The sequence below is a fragment of the Actinomadura physcomitrii genome (genome assembly GCF_008923205.2).
Taxonomy (GTDB): Bacteria; Actinomycetota; Actinomycetes; order Streptosporangiales; family Streptosporangiaceae; genus Spirillospora; species Spirillospora physcomitrii.
The window spans coordinates 150,959-168,462 of the sequence record NZ_WBMS02000008.1 but is presented as its reverse complement, the minus strand read 5'-3'; the positions used below and the strand labels follow the sequence as shown (position 1 = coordinate 168,462).

At 72.5% G+C, this 17,504-nt stretch carries 15 protein-coding genes and 2 riboswitches; of the genes, 7 read left to right on the top strand and 8 right to left on the bottom strand.

The window, feature by feature from the left end:
- Positions 1-7: 7 nt before the first annotated feature.
- A complete protein-coding gene (locus tag F8568_RS12615; protein ID WP_151593715.1) occupies positions 8-1,075 on the bottom strand; it encodes an ABC transporter ATP-binding protein in 1,068 nt (355 codons plus the stop codon).
- An 80-nt stretch (positions 1,076-1,155) separates the two neighbouring features.
- Here F8568_RS12615 and F8568_RS12610 point away from each other — a divergent pair, with 80 nt between their 5' ends.
- A complete protein-coding gene (locus tag F8568_RS12610) occupies positions 1,156-1,881 on the top strand; it encodes a FadR/GntR family transcriptional regulator (RefSeq protein ID WP_151593714.1) in 726 nt (241 codons plus the stop codon).
- Positions 1,882-1,897: 16 nt separating this feature from the next.
- Positions 1,898-2,590 carry a cache domain-containing protein gene (locus F8568_RS12605; RefSeq protein ID WP_151593713.1) on the top strand — a complete coding sequence of 231 codons (693 nt, stop codon included), beginning with the start codon at positions 1,898-1,900 and terminating at the stop codon, positions 2,588-2,590.
- A 3-nt stretch (positions 2,591-2,593) separates the two neighbouring features.
- Here F8568_RS12605 and F8568_RS12600 read toward each other — a convergent pair whose 3' ends face one another.
- From F8568_RS12600 to F8568_RS12590, 3 genes are all read right to left on the bottom strand, one after another.
- Positions 2,594-2,881, bottom strand: a complete 288-nt coding sequence (locus tag F8568_RS12600) for an Lrp/AsnC family transcriptional regulator (protein ID WP_151593712.1) — start codon at positions 2,879-2,881, stop codon at positions 2,594-2,596.
- A gap of 38 nt (positions 2,882-2,919) precedes the next feature.
- Positions 2,920-3,669: a rhomboid family intramembrane serine protease gene (locus F8568_RS12595; RefSeq protein ID WP_151593711.1), complete on the bottom strand. Its 750-nt coding sequence runs from the start codon at positions 3,667-3,669 to the stop codon at positions 2,920-2,922.
- 63 nt (positions 3,670-3,732) lie between these two features.
- Positions 3,733-5,523 carry a DEDD exonuclease domain-containing protein gene (locus tag F8568_RS12590; RefSeq protein WP_151593710.1) on the bottom strand — a complete coding sequence of 597 codons (1,791 nt, stop codon included), beginning with the start codon at positions 5,521-5,523 and terminating at the stop codon, positions 3,733-3,735.
- 312 nt (positions 5,524-5,835) lie between these two features.
- Between F8568_RS12590 and F8568_RS12585 the strand changes: the two genes are divergently transcribed.
- The 5 genes from F8568_RS12585 to F8568_RS12565 all read left to right on the top strand — a co-directional run bounded on the left by F8568_RS12585 (position 5,836) and on the right by F8568_RS12565 (position 13,206).
- The gene (locus tag F8568_RS12585; RefSeq protein WP_328600844.1) at positions 5,836-7,098 is read left to right on the top strand and encodes an NYN domain-containing protein; all 1,263 of its coding nucleotides are present in this window, start codon (positions 5,836-5,838) and stop codon (positions 7,096-7,098) included.
- A gap of 196 nt (positions 7,099-7,294) precedes the next feature.
- Positions 7,295-8,332 carry a C40 family peptidase gene (locus F8568_RS12580; protein ID WP_328600843.1) on the top strand — a complete coding sequence of 346 codons (1,038 nt, stop codon included), beginning with the start codon at positions 7,295-7,297 and terminating at the stop codon, positions 8,330-8,332.
- 501 nt (positions 8,333-8,833) lie between these two features.
- Positions 8,834-9,033, top strand: a riboswitch (cyclic di-AMP (ydaO/yuaA leader).
- 244 nt (positions 9,034-9,277) lie between these two features.
- Positions 9,278-9,387, top strand: a riboswitch (cyclic di-AMP (ydaO/yuaA leader).
- 28 nt (positions 9,388-9,415) lie between these two features.
- The gene (locus tag F8568_RS49520; RefSeq protein ID WP_328600842.1) at positions 9,416-10,378 is read left to right on the top strand and encodes a CHAP domain-containing protein; all 963 of its coding nucleotides are present in this window, start codon (positions 9,416-9,418) and stop codon (positions 10,376-10,378) included.
- Between the two features lie 63 nt (positions 10,379-10,441).
- Positions 10,442-11,788, top strand: coding sequence for a basic secretory family protein (locus F8568_RS12570; RefSeq protein ID WP_236008684.1), 1,347 nt, complete (start codon positions 10,442-10,444; stop codon positions 11,786-11,788).
- Positions 11,785-13,206: a M48 family metallopeptidase gene (locus tag F8568_RS12565; protein WP_236008683.1), complete on the top strand. Its 1,422-nt coding sequence runs from the start codon at positions 11,785-11,787 to the stop codon at positions 13,204-13,206. Before F8568_RS12570 ends, F8568_RS12565 begins: the two co-directional genes overlap by 4 nt.
- Here the strand turns inward: F8568_RS12565 and F8568_RS12560 are convergent.
- The 4 genes from F8568_RS12560 to ctaC form a co-directional block, all read right to left on the bottom strand.
- Positions 13,203-14,474 (bottom strand): L,D-transpeptidase, encoded by a 1,272-nt coding sequence (locus F8568_RS12560; protein ID WP_328600841.1) that lies wholly within the window; start codon positions 14,472-14,474, stop codon positions 13,203-13,205. The two genes, F8568_RS12565 and F8568_RS12560, sit on opposite strands and share 4 nt — an antisense overlap.
- A gap of 143 nt (positions 14,475-14,617) precedes the next feature.
- Positions 14,618-15,028, bottom strand: coding sequence for a cytochrome c oxidase subunit 4 (locus F8568_RS12555; RefSeq protein ID WP_151593708.1), 411 nt, complete (start codon positions 15,026-15,028; stop codon positions 14,618-14,620).
- A gap of 3 nt (positions 15,029-15,031) precedes the next feature.
- The gene (ctaD, locus tag F8568_RS12550; RefSeq protein ID WP_151593707.1) at positions 15,032-16,696 is read right to left on the bottom strand and encodes an aa3-type cytochrome oxidase subunit I; all 1,665 of its coding nucleotides are present in this window, start codon (positions 16,694-16,696) and stop codon (positions 15,032-15,034) included.
- The gene (gene ctaC, locus F8568_RS12545; RefSeq protein WP_151593706.1) at positions 16,693-17,490 is read right to left on the bottom strand and encodes an aa3-type cytochrome oxidase subunit II; all 798 of its coding nucleotides are present in this window, start codon (positions 17,488-17,490) and stop codon (positions 16,693-16,695) included. Before ctaC ends, ctaD begins: the two co-directional genes overlap by 4 nt.
- Positions 17,491-17,504: the final 14 nt, after the last annotated feature.

Sequence of the window (17,504 nt, the reverse complement as noted above, 5' to 3'; positions counted from 1 at the left end):
CTCCTCTTTAGTTGGGGGTTTTCGCGGAGGTTTCTGTGCTGGGTGCGGCGGCGACCCGGAACTCGTGCGCCGCCCGCCAGCCGACCCGGACGCGGGCGCCGCGGTGGCGGGTCGCCTCGGCTGGGGACGCGGCGAGGTTCTGCCGGAGCGCGACCACCCGGTCCCCCGATTCCAGGTCCACCACGTACCTCGTGACGGCGCCCGCGTAGACGACCTCGGCGACGGTGCCCTCGGCGTGCCGGTCCCCCGCCGGCCCGCCCGCCTCGCCGCCCGCCTCGCCGTCCAACGCCGTGCCGTCCTCGCCGAGGATCCGCACGTGCAGCTTCTCCGGCCGCACGCAGACGTCCCCGATCCGGTTGGTCGTCCCGACGAAACCGGCCACGAACTCGGTCGCCGGATGCTCGTACACCTCGGCGGGCGTGCCGACCTGCTGGACGCGGCCGCCGTCCAGGACCGCGATCCGGTCGCTGAGGGTCAGCGCCTCCTCCTGGTCGTGCGTGACGAACACGAACGTGATCCCGGCGCGCCGCTGGATCGCCTTCAGCTCGACCTGCATCTCCTCGCGCAGCTTCAGGTCCAGGGCGCCGAGCGGCTCGTCCAGCAGCAGCACCTTCGGCTCGTTGACCAGCGCGCGCGCCAGCGCGACCCGCTGCCGCTGCCCGCCCGACAGCTCACTCGGGCGGCGCGCCCCGAACCCGTCGAGCCGGACGCTGCGCAGCGCCTCCAGCGCCCGCTCGCGGCGCTTCGCCTTCGGCACCCGCCGCACCTTCAGCCCGTACTCGACGTTGCGCAGCACGTCCAGGTGCGGGAACAGCGCGTAGTCCTGGAACACGGTGTTGACATCGCGGTCGAACGGTGCGAGGCCCGTCACGTCGCGGCCGGCCAGCTCGACCGTCCCGGACGTGGGCCGCTCGAAGCCCGCGATGAGCCGCAGCACCGTCGTCTTGCCGGATCCGGACGGGCCGAGCATCGAGAAGAACTCGCCGTCCCCGATGTCGAGGTCGACGCCCGCCACCGCCTCGACGGCGCCGAAGCTCTTGCGCAGATCGCGGATCCTCACCGCTGAAGCCGGCATGACCGAAAACATATGGAGTCATAGGTTTCAGTTCAAGTGACGATCCGGTATCACTGAGTCAGCGCGGGGAGAGGGGGCCCATGGACGGTGCGGACGGCGCGCGCCTCGTCGTGTTCGCCCCGGTCGACAACACCGCGCGGGTCGCCGCCGTCGTGCGGCGGATCGGCGACGCCATCGCGCTCGGCCTCCTCGACGACGGGGAGCAGCTGCCCAGCGAGACCGAACTCGCCGGACATCTCGGGATATCGACCGTCACTCTACGCGAAGCACTCATGGCCTTGCGTCAGCAGGGCCTCATCGAGACCCGGCGCGGCCGCGGCGGCGGCAGCTTCGTCCGCGCCCCCGCCCGCCCCTTCGACCTCGACGAGCGGCTCCGTCCGCTGTCCGCCGAGGAGCTGCGCGACCTCGGCGACCACTACGCCGCCATCGCCGGCGCCGCCGCCCGGCTCGCCGCCCGCCGCTCGCTGCCCGGCGACGTCGACCGGCTCCGCCGCTCCCTCGCCGAGATGGCCCGCCCGGACGCCGCGGACCGGAGGTGCCGGCTCGACGGCCGGCTGCACCTGGAGATCGCCGCCGCGTCCCAGTCCGTCCGGCTCACCCGCGAGGAGATCCGGCTGCAGGCCGACATCGGGCCGCTCATCTGGGCCGTGCACGACCGGCCGGACGCCCGCCGGGCCGTGCACGCCCAGCACGCCCGGATCGTCGACGCCGTCGAGCAGGGCGATGAGGACCGGGCCCGGGATGTCGCTGAAAGTCACGTCGCGAATGCGGTAGAACGTCTGCTTGACCGACGGCTCGCCCTCTGACCCGAGGTGGACCCCCATGCTCCCCGAGCCACCGTCCGCCGGTGCGGCGGCGGACCGCGTGCACGCGACGCTCGACGCCGTCTTCGGCACGGTCGCCGAGGTCCGCGACGCCTCGGCGCGGCTGCTGCGGGACGTGCGCGACGCCGGCCGCGCCCCGGCCAGCGCCGACCTCGCCGCCCTGCGCCCGGTGCTGCTCCCCCGGCTCGGCCCGCTGGTGTGCGGCCTGGGCTTCATCGCCGCGCCCCGCCTGCTCGCCGACGCCGCCTGGTACCTGGAGTGGTGGCAGACCGGCCCGGCCGGCCCGTCCCGGCTGCTGCGCGACCTGAACCCCGAGAGCAGCGCCCTCTACGACTACACGGCCTGGGACTGGTTCACCGGCCCGGAGGGCGGCGCCGAGAAGACCGTCTGCGGCCCCTACGTCGACTACCTGTGCAGCGACGAGTACGTGCTCACGCTGTCGGCCCCGGTCCGCGTCGGCGGGGAGTTCGCCGGCGTCGCCGCCGCGGACGTGTTCGCCCGCACCTTCGAGCACGAGATCGTCCCGGTGCTGCGCGAGATCCCCGCGCCCGCGTTCGTGGTGAACGCCCCGGGCCGCGTCATGGCGTCCAACACCGCCACGTGGCCGCCGGGCGCCGTCTACCGGGGCCGCCCCGGCCACACCGCCCACCCCTGCGGCGACCTCTCCCTGACCCTGATCACCGCGGCGTAGTCTCTAGTCCGCGTCGGGGAGGCCGAGGGCGAAGGCGGCGTCGAGGTCGTGCTTGGAGTAGGTGCGGAACGCGATGTGGGTCTCGGTGCCGAGCACGCCGGGGACCTTGTTGACCCGGCCGGGGATCACGTCGTTGAGCTCGTCGTGGCGGCGGACGCGGACCATCGCCATCAGGTCGTGCTCGCCGGTGACCGAGTAGACCTCGCTGACCCCGTCCAGCGCGGCGATCGTCTCGGCCACCTCGTGGATGCGCGCGACGTCGGCCTTGACGAACACGATCGCTGTGACCACTGGGCTCCTCCCCTGGGTTCGGACGCCCCCGACTTTACTCAGGTCCGGCTGAGGGCCGCGATGCGGCGGGTGCGGCCCGCACGGCGGGCCAGCAGCGCGAACAGCACGCCGGCGGAGAAACCGTAGATGTGCGCGGTGTAGGCGACGCTGCTCTCCTCGTCGCCGAGCGACAGCCACTGCAGGATGAACCAGTAGCCGAGCACCACCCAGACGGGCAGCCGCAGGACGATGATCGGCGGGACGTAACTGACCACCCGGCCGCGCGGGTTGAGGATCACGTAGGCGCCCATCACCCCGGCGATCGCGCCGGACGCGCCGATGAGCGGGACCGTCGCGTCGGGCGAGGTCCAGGCGAAGCCGTAGACGGCGATGAGCCCGAACGCGAGGTAGCTGAGCAGGAAGCGCCATCGTCCGAGGCGGTCCTCGACGCCCATCCCGACGACGAACAGGAAGACCAGGTTGCCGAGCAGGTGCATCGCGCCCGAGTGCAGGAACATCGAGGTGAACGCCGACGTCCAGGGAGCCTTGTGGAACTCGGCCGGGCCGCACTCTCCGGTGATGTCGGTCGGGAGCGGCTGCTGGTCACCGGTGGTGAGCTCCTTGGGGACGGCGCCGTACTCGTAGGTGAACTCGGCGACCCTGCACTCGCGGACGGAGCCCTTGCCGTACCAGGTGGCGAAGTTGGACATCGGCGTCATCAGGAACACCACGACGTTCACCGCGATCAGCAGGTACGTCATCCAGGGGACGCGCCGCGCGGGCTGGCTGTCGTAGAGAGGCAGGGCCATGCGGGGTCGTCGTCCTCTCCGGGCGCGGGTGTCCATCGTCACCTTAGTGGGCGGCCCGCCCGCTCAGCGCCTGCCCTGGCGGGCTTCGGGGTCGGGGCTCACGTAGGCGTTGTCGATCCACCGTCGCAGGCCCTCGGCGCCGTGCGCGGGGCACGTCCAGGCGCCGTCGAGCTCGACGAGCCGGACGCCCGGCAGGTCGAGCCAGCGCAGCACGCACTCCATCTCCTCGGCGGTGGCGCCGGACGACGGCGGCGCGCCGAGCGCGACGCCGCCGGGCGCGCCGCCCGACGGCGGGAAGACGGTCTCGGCGGTGGCGATGAGCGCGTCGACGTAGGGGCGGGGGTGGGCGCGCGGCGGGACCGTTCCCGCCGCGGCGAGCCGGCCGTACCGGACGACGGACAGCTCCCAGCCGCCGTCGAAGCCGGGCCGCGCGGCGACGAGTTCGGGCAGCCGGGCGAGCGCGGCGAGGCGCTGGCCGCGGGCGGCGGCGCGGACGAACGCGGCGAGCCGGTCGCGCTGCGCGGCGGCCTCCTCGTAGCGCAGCTCGGACGCGAGCCGGTCGATGCGGACCTGCGCGGCGGCCACGACGGGCCGCACGTCCCCTTCCATGATCGCGCGGGCGGTCTCGGCGTGCACGGCGTAGGCGCCCTGCGACTCGCGGCCGTCGCAGGGCGCGCCGCAGCGGCCGAGGTCGGCGAGCGCGCAGCTGCGGGCGCGGCCGCGTTCGACGAGCCGGACGGTGAGCCGCTGGGTGCACTGGCGCAGCGGGACGGCCTCGTGCAGCGCGGCGCGGGCCTCCTCGGCCTGCCGCCGGGAGGAGATGGGGCCGAGGTAGCGGGCGCCGTCGGCGCGGCATTCCCGGACGATCGACAGCCGGGGGAACGGCTCGGCGGTCAGCTTCAGCCAGATGGCGCGCTCGGGGAACTTGGAGCGGCGGTTGTAGCGGGGCTTGTGCTCGGCGATGAGCCGCAGCTCGCGGACCTCGGCCTCCAGGCCGGTGGCGCAGACGATGGTGCGGACGCGTTCGGCGAGGCCGACCATCTCGCGGACGCGCCGGCGGGTCTCCGAGCCGGTGAAGTAGCTGCGCACGCGGGAGCGCAGGTCGCCGCTCTTGCCGACGTAGAGGATCTCGCCGCCGGCGTCCTCGAACAGGTAGACGCCCGGGGCGCTCGGCACGCCGTCGGCGAGGTGGCGCTTGCGGCGCTGCTCGGGGGTGGGCGCCTTGGCGAAGCCGCGCAGCTCCTCCAGGGAGGTGACGCCGAACGAGCCGAGCCGCTCGATGAGGCCGTGCAGGACCTCGACGGTGGCGCGGGCGTCGGCGAGCGCGCGGTGCGTCGGCTCGGTGCGGGTGCGGAAGAACCGGGCGAGGGTGCCGAGCTTGCAGTTGGGGACCTCGTCCTTGCCGAGGACGCGGCGGGCGAGGTCGACGGTGTCGACGACGGGGAACGCGGGCCAGGCGTACCCCTGCGCGGCGCAGGCGGCCTTGAGGAAGCCGATGTCGAACGGGGCGTTGTGGGCGACGAGCACGCAGCCGCGGGCGAACTCCAGGAACGCGGGGAGCACCGCGTCCATCCGGGGGGCGGCGGTGACCATCGCGGTGGTGATGCCGGTCAGCGCGGTGATGAACGGGGGGACGGGGCCGCCGGGGTCGACCAGGGTGCCGAGCTCGCCGAGCTCCACCCCGCCGCGCACCTTGACCGCGCCGATCTCGGTGATGGCCGAGTCGGCCGCGGATCCGCCCGTGGTCTCCAGGTCGACCACCACGAAGGTGACCTCCGCCAGGGGGGTGCCGAGGTCGTCCAGAGTGCCCTGAACTGCCCGGTTCCGCCCCTGGACCTCGTGCGCAGCCGTCATGCCGGCGACCGTAGAGGACGCCACCGACAGAAGTCCGTGCCGCTAGGGTTGGGGGCGCGCCGGCACGTCCCGCCGGGCGGGGGCCGCGGGGGACGGTTCGGGGGAGCATGCGCTCCCGCGGGCAGGGCGCGTTCCGTCCGATCCCACGTTCGCGCTGATTAGGGTGCGTGGTGCTCGGGAAGAGACAGCGCACCGGCGGCGCGGCCCGGAAGGAGCGGGATCATCGACAGCGGCCCCGAAGCGAGCCCCGGCGGCCCGGAGCCCGTACGGCGACTGGCAGGGCCGCTGCCGGAGGCCGTCCGGTCGGGCGTGGTGGAGGCCGCCGCCGAGCTGATCGGCGTGCTGCCGCCGGACGAGGTGCCGGTGCCGCTGCGCCGGTTCGCGCGGTTCGAGCGGCGCAAGCGGGCGAAGCTGGCCGGGCAGCACATCGCGGCGGTGCTGGAGAAGGACGCTGAGTTCCGGGGCCGGGTGGCCGAGCCGCTGCGGGAGGCGCAGCCGGACCTGGTCGAGGCGGTCGAGGGCGGGAACGTGCCGCCGGCGGCGGACCCGGTGCGGGTGGCGGTGGTGGCCTACCTGCTGCGTCCGGACGGCTGGACGGAGCTGGTCGAGGCGGCGCGGGCGGAGCTGGAGCGCTCGGCGACGGCGTCGGAGGAGGAGGCCGCCGAGCGGCGCGTCGCGGCGCTGAAGGAGGAGCTGGCGGCGGCGCGGGCGGCGCGGGCGGCGGAGGTCGACAAGCTGCGCGCGGAGCTGCGCGACACCAAGGCGGAGGTCGCCGAGCTGCGCCGCAAGCTGCACGACGCGCGGACGCGGTACCGGGCGGCGCAGGAGCGCGCGGAGACGCTGGCGGCGGAGACGGACCGGGAGCTGGCGGCGGCGCGGGAGTCGTCGGCGGCGGCCGACAAGGAGCTGCGCAGGCTGCGGTCGCGGGCGGCGCAGGCGGAGGCGGCGGCAGAGACGGCCAAGCGGGCGGCGCGGGAGGGCCGCAACGTCGACGACATGCGGCTGCGGCTGCTGCTGGACGCGCTGGTGGACGCGGCGCAGGGGGTGCGGCGGGAGCTGGCGCTGCCGTCGACGATCGCGCGTCCCGCGGACGCGGTGGGCGCGCTGGAGCCGGACCGGCTGGCGCACCGGGCGCTGCCGGGGCGGGCGCTGTCGGACAGCGACCCGCAGTTGCTGGACCGGCTGCTGACGCTGCCGCAGGTGCACCTGCTGGTGGACGGCTACAACGTGACGAAGACGGGCTACGGGGAGCTGCCGCTGTCGGACCAGCGGACGCGGCTGCTGTCGGGGCTCGGCGGGCTCGCGGCGCAGACGCGCGCCGAGGTGACGTGCGTGTTCGACGGCGCGGAGCTGGACGCGCCGGTCGCGATCTCGGCGCCGCGCGGGGTGCGGGTGCTGTTCAGCCGGCCGGGGCAGACGGCGGACGAGCTGATCGGCGAGCTGGTGCGGGCGGAGCCGGACGGCAGGGCGGTGGTGGTGGTGTCGTCCGACCGGGAGGTGGCGGACGCGGCGCGGCGCGCGAACGCGCGGCCCTGCCCGTCCACGCTGCTGCTGCGGAGGCTGGGCCGGTCATGACCCGCCACAAGACTCCGACATTTCGTGAGATTCTCCGTATTCCATGGCCTTGATCATGCACTGCGTGATCTTGCCATCACGGAATGTGGGCAAATTAGGCCGAAGTCAATCAGATAGTGACGAATTAGTTGTGACGGTTGTGGCCCATCGCTAATGTCGTCCGCTGACGTAGTGGACGAGAGGGGCGAATCGGACCGTGACCAACGATCTCATCGGGGAACCAGCGCGCTCGCGCGACCGGAGAGCCGGCTCGACGGGGATAGGGGTCACCCGCCGCCTGGCGGTCGCCGCATGCTTGGCGGCGTCCGCCACCTTCGCGTTCCCGCCCGTGGTGGCGCACGCCAAGCCGAAGCCCACGCACGCGCAGGCGCAGAAGAAGCTCGACCAGCTCAACGAGCTGATGGACAAGAAGGTCGAGGAGTACAACCAGAACACCGAGAAGCTGAAGGTCGCCCAGAAGAAGCTGGCCGCCGCCAAGAAGGCGTCGACGGAGGAGCAGGCCTCCTTCGACAAGCAGCGCTCGGCCATCGCCCAGATGGCCGCGGACGCCTACAAGAACGGCGACTCCACGGACGTCACCGGGTTCGTCGGCAGCGGCGACCCGCAGGCCGTCCTGGACCAGGCCGCGGTCTTCACCCAGCTCTCCGAGCAGCGCAGCTCCCAGCTCACCCAGTTCCTGGCGACGGCGCAGCGGCTGCGCCGCGAGCAGGCGCAGGCGCAGAGCGCCTACAACGACGTCAAGACCAAGCACGACGAGCTCGCCAAGGCCAAGAAGGACCTCGACAAGAAGGTCAAGGAGCAGAAGAAGCTGGTCCAGCAGACCGGCGGCGCCTCCAGCGGCGGTTCGGGCGGGACGGGCGGCACCTACAACGGCCCGGCCAGCGGCTCGGCCCGGACGGCGCTCAACTTCGCCTACGCCCAGCTGAGGGAGCCCTACCACTACGGGGCGACCGGTCCGGACTCCTGGGACTGCTCCGGGCTCACCATGAAGTCGTGGGCCGCGGCTGGCGTCAACATCACCCGCACCACGACCTCGCAGTGGGCGGCGGTCAAGCACGTGTCGCTCAGCAACATCCAGCCCGGCGATTTGGTGTTCTTCAGCGGCCTTTCGCACGTCGGCATGTACGTCGGCAACAACCAGTTCATTCACGCGCCGCACACCGGGACGGTCGTCCAGATCGCCTCCTTGTCGGGCTACTACAGGTCCAACCTGTACGGCGTGGGACGCCCCTGACGATCATGTGAACGGGCCCGCCGTGCGGGCCCGTTCGCACCTTCCAGCGACAACGGACCAGGGCTGACCTGGTCCGTTGTTGATTTTGGGGGGGTTTGCCTTCTGATGGGGCTTTGGTACCTTGTCACCACCCAGGCGCCCTCCAGGCGCACTGGTCACGCGGCGCCCTCCAGACGCCGCGGCCCCCCGCGGCGCGCATCGGCGGCCGCGGACCGGGCGGCGCGCCCCACGTGTCGTCCCCCAGGGCGGCACGATCCACGCGTCGCCCCGCGGCACCGGGAGAGCGTGCCGCACCGGTCTCCTCGAGACCCGGCCGGCCCGGCCCACCGTGCGCACGCCGACAGCGTGCATGGCGCTGAGAGCGCGCCACGCTGGACCACGCAGGGCTCCGGCCCGGGCGGTCCCCCGGACAAGGGACCGCCGCCATCACAACATCAGCGCCGCTCTTTCGCACGCGGGACACAGGGTCCCGCGCACGGGCCCCATGAAGCCCTCAGGATCGCAGCGGCAGCGCCGAATCCGCGCCGCCCGGCGCGGAACCGGGGACCCACCTTCACCGGAGTCCGGAGTAGTTCCGGACGGACATTCCGGTACCGGGGTGAATCGGCTCGCTCTTCCGGCACGACCAGTGAGAGCCGCCGTAGGGCCACTTCCACGCCCGAACCCGACAGCTAACCCGGTAGGCGTCTGGAAGAAGGAGTGAACACTGTCCACCTACCCTCAGCAGAACGCCCCGCCGCGGCCGGATGACGGGCCCGTACGGGCCTCCTAGCCGAACGGCATCAATCTCTCCGGGCGCGGTCGTCCGCCGAGCGCACGGCCGCGCCCGCCCCTTTCTTCACCTCTCCGCGGGCGCCGCAGCGGCGCCCCTTCCCGAGAGGACCCCCGACCGAACCGGCGCGCCCGCCCCCGGGCGCGCCACCGCCGAGTCCGCCGCCGTGCCCGCGAGGCCGGTGGCGGAGCCGGGGACCCACGCATGTCCCCCTGGGGTGAATCGGCCTGCCCGCAGGCCGTAGGGCGGCTTCCACGCCCGAACCCGTCAGCTAACCCGGTAGGCGGCATGGAAGCCAAGGAGATCCCCCCGTGGCAGGCAAGCATCGCAAGGCAAGCCCCACCAGCAGCACGACTCCCGTCACCCCCATCCGCCGGGCCTCCGCTCCCGAGGCGCCTCCCGCGCCGAGGACCGTCCCCGCCACCAAGGTGATCGCCGCCCAGGTCGTCACCGGCGCCCCCGGCGCGAAGGCGGCACCGGCCGCCGCCGGGGCCCCTTCGGGAGGCCGGCACCGCAAGCACGGCCGCGCCGCCGCCTGGCGCACCACCGGCGGCGTGCTCGTCGGCGCCGCCGTCCTCGGCACCGCCGTGGCGACCGCGCAGGCGTCGGTCCTGCCGTTCGGCGGCCCCGGGCCCGCCGAGCCCGCCGCCTCGGCCGGCCAGGCCGTCGCCCGCGCACCGCAGGAGCGGGCCGCCCGGGACCATGCGCCGGAAAAGAGCGCCCCCCGCCGGGCCGCGAAGAGCGCGCCGAAGGCCGCCGCCCCGAAGGAACGTTCCAAGAAGTCCCGTCCCACCGCCGAGGCGGCCATCGAGCTCGCCCGCTCCCAGGTCGGCGCGACCCCCGACGGCAACGGCGACACCAAGTTCGGCGACTGGTACGAGGGCACCGAGCGCGCCAAGGAGACCGTCGCCCGCGACGGCGGGTCCGTCCAGGAGTACAGCGACGCCGAATGGTGCGACATGTTCATCTCCTGGGTCGGCGACAAGCTCGGCTTCACCGATCAGATCGGCAGCGACGCCTGGACCGTCGCGCACGCCCAGTGGTTCCAGGACAACGGACGCTGGGGCGACACGCCGAAGCCCGGCGCGATCGTCTTCTTCTCCTGGAGCGGCGGCAAGTCCGACGACGACATCCAGCACGTCGGGATGGTCATCAAGGACAACGGCGACGGCACCATCCAGACCGTCGAGGGCAACACCGGGAACTCCGTCCAGGTCAGGGAGCGTTCGACCGACAGCGTGGTCGGCTACGGCTACCCCGACTACGCCTCGTGACGCAGGACGGCGACACGGCGCCGATGGCACGGCTTCCACGGAAGGCTCAATAGGATCTCGCGCATGGAGGACGGCCCGCAGGACGGCCCCGCCGAGGACGAGGGACAAGACGTCCCTGACGCTCGGCGGGGCGGTCCCGTCCCCCCGGACGGCCCGCTGGCGCGGCCCGCCGCCGTGACGCGGCGCAGGGCGCTCGCCCTCGGCGCGGGCGGCGCCGCGCTGCTGGCCGCCGGCGGCGCCGGAATCCTCGGCGCCCGGTCCGGCGGCTCCCGGGCCGCGGCCCGCACCGCCCGCCCCTCCGCGCCGTTCGATCCGGACACCGCGCGCACCGTCCTCGCGAACCGGTCCCGCGCCGTCGCCGCCGGCGACCGGACCGCGTTCCTCGCCACGGTCTCCTCGGCGCCCGCCGCGTTCCAGGACGCGCAGGCCCGCCTCTACGACAACCTCCGCAGGCTGCCCCTGGACGGCTGGACGGAGCGCTTCGCGGGCACCGAGTCGGCGAACGCGGAGGGCGGCGCCGCCGTCGTCCGCGTGGAGACCCGGTACCGGCTGCGCGGCTTCGACCGCGGCGACGTCGCCCGCGCCCGCCACCTCACCTTCGCGCCCCGCTCCGGCGCCTGGACCGTCGTCGGCGACGGCTCCGCCCTCGGCTACCGCGACGACGCCGAGATCTGGGACGCCGGGCCGCTGAGCGTCGTCCGGGGCCGCTCCAGCCTCGTCATCGGCGACGGCGGCGGGCTGGACGGCATCGCGAAACGCCTCGACGCCGCGGTCCCGGTCGTCACCGGGGTCGTCGGGAAGGGCTGGGCGCAGCGGGTCGTCGCGCTGGTCCCCGCCGACGAGCGGCTCGCCGCCTCCCTCGCCGGGCCGGACGAGAGCCTCGGCCAGATCGCCGCGCTCGCCACCGTCGCGCCGTCCGCCGGCGGCGGCCGCGGCGAGGACCGCGTCATCGTCTCCCCCGGCACCTTCGGCCGGCTCAACGAGCTCGGCCGCACGGTCGTGCTCACCCACGAGCTGACCCACGTCGCCACCGGCGGCGCCACCGACCGCACCACTCCCCTGTGGCTCATCGAGGGCTTCGCGGACTACGTCGGCTACAAGCACGCGAAGGTGAGCGTCCGGTCGGCCGCCAGCGAGCTGCGCCGCGAGCTGCGCTCGGGCCCGGCGCCGTCCGCGCCGCCGTCCGCCGCCGACTTCGCCGGCTCCTCCGACCACCTCTCCCAGGCCTACCAGGAGGCCTGGCTCGCCTGCCGGATGGTCGCCGGCCGGTACGGTGAGGCGACGCTCGTCCGGCTGTACCGGGCCGCCGGGCGGACCTCCGAGACCGCCGCGCTGCGCTCCGTGCTCGGCCTCAGCCGCGACCGCTTCGTCGCGCAGTGGCGCGACTACCTGAAGAAGGAGCTCACATGAGCGAGGGAGACGGCGGCGAGCCGTCGGTCGCCGAACCCCCCGGCCGCCAGGACGGCCCGGCCCCCGGCCCGGACGGCCCCGCGGCCGCCGGCCGGATGCGGGGACCGCGCCGCGCCGCCGCCGTAACGGCCGCCGTGCTGTTCGCCGGCGTCGCCGCCGTCCTCGCCCTCACCACCCCGTGGAACCCGCTGCCCGGCCGCGTCCCCGGCGGGCACGTGCACGCCGACCCGTCCCTCGACTTCACCCCGCGCGAGATCGCCCGCGCCAAGGCGTTCGACGGCGCGATCAACCCGCCCGCCTACTGCGGGCTCGCCGTCGGCCTCGCCGTGATCCTGGTCCTCGGCTTCACCCCGCTCGGCGCCCGCCTCATCGGCTGGACGACCGCGCGCGTCCGCCGCCGCCCCCTGCGCGTCATCGCCGCCGCCGTCGCGCTCACCACGCTGCTGCGCGTCATCGGCCTCCCGTTCGACATCTGGAGCGAGTCGGTCCTGCGCCGCTACGGGCTGTCCACCCAGAGCTGGCCCGCATGGGCCGTCGACCAGCTCAAGTCCCTCGGCGTCACCTGGGTCATCTACACGATCGCGCTGCTCCTGCTGTACGCGGTCGTCCGCCGCTTCCCGCGCCACTGGTGGACGGGCGCCGCCGCGGGCGGCTTCGTGCTCGTCGTCGCCGTGTCGTTCATCTACCCCGTCGTGGTCGAGCCGGTCTTCAACAAGTTCCACTCGCTGCCCGCCGGGCCGCTGCGCACCGACCTGCTCGCCATGGCGAAACGCGACGGCGTGCCCGTCAAGGACGTCCTCGTCGCCGACGCGTCCCGCCGGACGACCTCGCTGAACGCCTACGTGTCCGGGTTCGGCTCGACGCGCCGCATCGTCCTGTACGACACGCTGCTGAAGTCGCCGCGCCCGCAGATCGAGTCGATCGTCGGGCACGAGCTCGGCCACGCCAAGCGCGACGACGTGCTATGGGGCACCCTCGTCGGCGCGCTCGGCGTGGCCGGCGGCCTGTGCCTGCTCTACCTGCTGACGACCTCGCCGCGGCTGCTGCGCCGCGCCGGCGTCGACCCGGACGTCCCCGCCGCCCGCACCGCGCGGAGCACCGGCCCCGCCGACCCCCGCACCATCGCGCTCGTCCTCGCGCTGGTCGCCGCCGGGACGCAGCTCGCCGCCCCCGTGCAGAACCTCGTCAGCCGCCGCATCGAGGCCCGCGCCGACGCGCACGCCCTGGACCTCACCCGCGACCCGTCCACGTTCGTGGCGATGCAGCACGAGCTGTCCGTCCGCAACATCGACGACCCGAGCCCGAACCCGGCCGAGTACCTGCTGTGGATGACCCACCCGTCCGGCCCCGACCGCATAGCCATGGCCCGCAACTGGTCCAAGATGCACGACGTCCAGCCCCCACCCCCACTGCACTAGTTATGGCTGGCGCGGGGTTGTTGGGCCTCGTTGGCGGATTGGGCGGAGAGGGTCGCGGCGTCCATGTGCGGGGCCGTCGACACCGAGCGCTTCAGCGCGCTGCCCTTCACCCAGTTGCTCCAGCCCATCTGCCAGAAGCCCCAGCCGTTGTCCGGAGCCAGCTCCCGGCTGGTGCCGGTCACGGTGACGACGTCGCCGCGCTGCGCCAGCTTGTAGAACCACGCGGCGTTGGACGGGCTGACGTTGATGCAGCCGTGGCTGACGTTGTCGCTGCCCTGGGATCCCACCGACCACGGCGCGCTGTGCACGTACTCGCCGCTGTCGGAGATCTTCACCGCCTTGTCCACGGTGAGGCTGTAGTAGCCGGCGCAGCCGGGGCCGCAGCCCTCCCACTCGGAGGTCATGGTGACCGGGTCGTCCTTCTGCATGGCGAGGTGGACGCCGTTGGTCGTGGTGTACTTCTCCTGGCCGCCGCGGCCCATGCTGGTCGGGATCGTCCGGACCTTCCGCCCGTTGATCTTCACGACCATCTTGTGGGTGTCCTCGCCGGCCGTCGAGACGTGCGAGTCGCCGACGGTGAAGTTCACGGCGTAGTCCTTGCCGCCGTACATGCCCTTGCCGTTGTTCACGCCGCTGAGGTGGGCGACGAGCGAGGCCTTGGTGTGCGCCGGCCAGAACTCCTTGGGCCGGAACACGACCTCCTGGTCGTTGAACCAGTGCCAGGCGCCCTCGACGGGCTTGTCGGAGCGCACCTCCAGCGCCCGCTCGACCGCCGCGCGGTCCTTCACCGCCTGGTCGAACCGCATGACGATCGGGATGCCGACGCCGACGGTCTCCTTGTCGAAGGGCGCGTCGACGGTGACGCCGAACCTCTTGCGCACGGTCGCGACGGTGAAGCCGCTGCGGACGGTGCGCGTCTTGCCGTCCTCGCCGATGGCCGTCGCGTCGACCGTGTAGGCCTGGCCCGGCGCGAGCGACCAGCGCGACCGCCACTGCGTCCGATCGGCGTTCAGATCGCCTTCGACGGGTGCGCCCTTCGCCGTCGTCACCGTGACGTTCGCGATCCTGCCGGTCTTCGCCCGCACGTCGATCGGGCTGTCGGGCGGCAGTGCCGCGCCGCCCCCGCCCGGCGACACCGCGAGCGAGACCGCGTCCCGCCCGGTCACCGCCTGCTGTCCGGAGCACCCCGCGACGCCCGCCACCATGCCCGCGCCCGCGAGCACGGCGGCGGCCCGCCTTCCCCGGTTCTTCGGTCCTGAGTCACCCACCCGCACGTGGACCCCCCGGTCGTTTCCCACCTGGACGAGTGATTCGCCTGGCCAGCCCTATTTGCTGGGACGACGTCCAGTATGTGAAAGGGGCGGTACCCGCGAATTTGCGGATACCGCCCCCCTTGGGGTTCTTTTACTGATCAGTGGGCGAAATGACCCCGGTAGTACTCGAACACCAGCCCGATCGAGGTCAGGATCGCGGCGCACGCGCCGAGGATCACCAGCCACCAGCCGAACACGACGCCGAGGGCGACGGCCGCGGCCGACAGGCCGAGGAACAGCGGCCACCAGCTGTGCGGGCTGAAGAAGCCCAGCTCGCCGGCCGCGTCGGCGATGTCGCCCTGCGGGTCGTCCTCGTACAGCGGGCCCGCGTTGGCCCGCTCGAGACGCCGGACGGTGAAGTGGATGTAGAACCCGATCAGCCCGGCGAGGCCGACCGCGAGCGCGAGGGCCGTCGTGCCGGTCCAGTCGTTCGACCAGAGCCAGTACACGGTGTCGGTGGCGAGGAAGAAGACCGCGCAACCGTAGAACATGAACGCCTGGACGCGCATCGGCTACTCCTTCGCCCCGGCGAGCTCGCCCTGCGCGCCCACGTGCGGGTGGTGCAGGTCGAACGCCGGCCGCTCGGAACGGATCTTCGGGATCGAGTTGAAGTTGTGCCGCGGCGGCGGGCACGAGGTGGCCCACTCCAGCGACGAGCCGTAGCCCCACGGGTCGTCGACCTCGACGCGCTTGCCCTTCTTCCATGTGATGTACACGTTGTAGAAGAACGGCAGCATCGACGCGGCCAGGATGAAGGCGAAGATCGACGACACCTGGTTCAGGCCCTCGAACTCCTTGGCGTAGTCGGCGTACCGGCGCGGCATGCCCTCGGCGCCCAGCCAGTGCTGGATGAGGAAGGTGCCGTGGAAGCCGATGAACAGCAGCCAGAAGTGCAGCTTGCCGAGCCGGTCGTTCAGCATCTTGCCGGTCCACTTCGGCCACCAGAAGTAGAAGCCCGCGAACATCGCGAACACCACGGTGCCGAACACGACGTAGTGGAAGTGGGCCACGACGAAGTAGGAGTCCGACAGCTGGAAGTCCATCGGCGGGGAGGCCAGGATGACGCCGGTCAGGCCGCCGAACAGGAACGTCACCAGGAAGCCCAGCGACCACAGCATCGGCGACTCGAACGTCAGCTGTCCTCGCCAGATCGTCCCGACCCAGTTGAAGAACTTCACCCCCGTGGGCACGGCGATGAGGAACGTCATGAAGGAGAAGAACGGCAGCAGCACCTGGCCGGTGACGAACATGTGGTGCGCCCACACGGTGATCGACAGGCCCGCGATGGAGATGGTCGCGAAGACCAGGCCGATGTAGCCGAAGACGGGCTTGCGGGCGAACACCGGCAGGATCTCCGTCACGATGCCGAAGAAGGGCAACGCGATGATGTAGACCTCCGGATGCCCGAAGAACCAGAACAGGTGCTGCCAGAGCAGCGCGCCGCCATGCGAGGCGTCGAAGATGTGCGCGCCGAGCTTGCGGTCGGCCTCCAGGGCCAGCAGCGCGGCGGCGAGGACCGGGAACGCCAGCAGGACCAGGATGGAGGTCAGCAGGACGTTCCACGTGAAGATCGGCATCCGGAACATCGTCATGCCCGGCGCGCGCATGCACAGGATCGTGGTGATGAAGTTGACCGCGCCCATGATGGTGCCGAAGCCCGACATGGCGAGGCCCATCACCCACATGTCACCGCCGACGCCCGGCGAGCGGACCGCGTCCGACAGCGGGGCGTAGGCGAACCAGCCGAAGCTGGCCGCGCCGCCCGGGGTCAGGAAGCCCGCGATGACGATCAGGCTGCCGAACAGGAACAGCCAGTACGCCAGCATGTTCAGCCGGGGGAACGCGACGTCCGGCGCGCCGATCTGAAGCGGCATGATCACGTTGGTGAAGCCCGCGAAGAGCGGCGTCGCGAACATCAGCAGCATGATCGTGCCGTGCATCGTGAACATCTGGTTGTACTGCTCGTTGCTCACGATCTGCAGGCCCGGCTTGAACAGCTCCGCGCGGATGACCAGCGCGAGGATGCCGCCGAACAGGAACATCACGAACGAGGTGATCAGGTAGAGGTAGCCGATCACCTTGTGGTCGGTGGACGACAGCCAGTTGGCGACGATGCGCCCCTTGCTCGTCCGGACCGTGGTGACCGGCGCGCTCGGTGCGTGACTGATCGTGGTCACTGGGCACCCCCCGTGGCCAGGGCGGCCTTCGAATCGGCGATGAACTTCTGGTACTGGGCCGGCGTGACGACCTTCAGCTGGAACAGCATCCGGCTGTGGTCGACGCCGCAGAGCTCGGCGCAGCGGCCCTCGTAGGTTCCCAGCTTGGTCGCCTTGAACTCGAACTCGTTGTCGTAGCCCGGCATGACGTCCTTCTTGTAGAGGAGCGCCGGGACCCAGAACGAGTGGATGACGTCGTTGGAGTGCAGCCGCACCCGCACCTGCTCACCGGCCGGGATCGTCATCACGGGCTTGGCGCCGGAGGAGGAGTTCGGGTTCACCGGCTGGCCGACGACCGACGCGACGGTCCGCTCCTTGCCGGCGGCGTCCTTCTCCTTGTAGTCGAACTGCCAGCTCCACTGGAACGCGGTGACGTCGACGACCACCGGCGGGTTCTTGGTGGTCTTCTCGACGTAGTTCTCGTCGCGCGCCGTGAAGTAGAACAGGACCGCGATGACGACGAACGGGACCGCCGTGTAGAGGATCTCGATCGGCATGTTGTAGCGGACCTGCGGCGGCAGGTCGTCGGAGCGCTTGCGGTGGAACAGCACCGCCCAGATGATCAGGCCCCAGACGACGGCCCCGACGGCGAACGCCGCGATCCAGGAACCCTGCCAGAGCTTCAGCATGCGCTCGGCCTGCGGGCCGATCGGCTCGGGCATGCCCAGGCGGGATGCCTCACCGCTGCACGCGGTTGCGGACAGCGCCAGCAGCCCTAGCGCGCCGGCGCTTTTGATTGCGCGGCGACTGCGCACAGGCGTACGCCGCT

Coding starts and splice junctions, on each gene's coding strand:
- F8568_RS12615 (WP_151593715.1), bottom strand. CDS start 1,075: ATGCCGGCTTCAGCGGTGAGGATCCGCGATCTGCGCAAGAGCTTCGGC.
- F8568_RS12610 (WP_151593714.1), top strand. CDS start 1,156: ATGGACGGTGCGGACGGCGCGCGCCTCGTCGTGTTCGCCCCGGTCGAC.
- F8568_RS12605 (WP_151593713.1), top strand. CDS start 1,898: ATGCTCCCCGAGCCACCGTCCGCCGGTGCGGCGGCGGACCGCGTGCAC.
- F8568_RS12595 (WP_151593711.1), bottom strand. CDS start 3,669: ATGGCCCTGCCTCTCTACGACAGCCAGCCCGCGCGGCGCGTCCCCTGG.
- F8568_RS12590 (WP_151593710.1), bottom strand. CDS start 5,523: ATGACGGCTGCGCACGAGGTCCAGGGGCGGAACCGGGCAGTTCAGGGC.
- F8568_RS12570 (WP_236008684.1), top strand. CDS start 10,442: ATGGAGGACGGCCCGCAGGACGGCCCCGCCGAGGACGAGGGACAAGAC.
- F8568_RS12565 (WP_236008683.1), top strand. CDS start 11,785: ATGAGCGAGGGAGACGGCGGCGAGCCGTCGGTCGCCGAACCCCCCGGC.
- F8568_RS12555 (WP_151593708.1), bottom strand. CDS start 15,028: ATGCGCGTCCAGGCGTTCATGTTCTACGGTTGCGCGGTCTTCTTCCTC.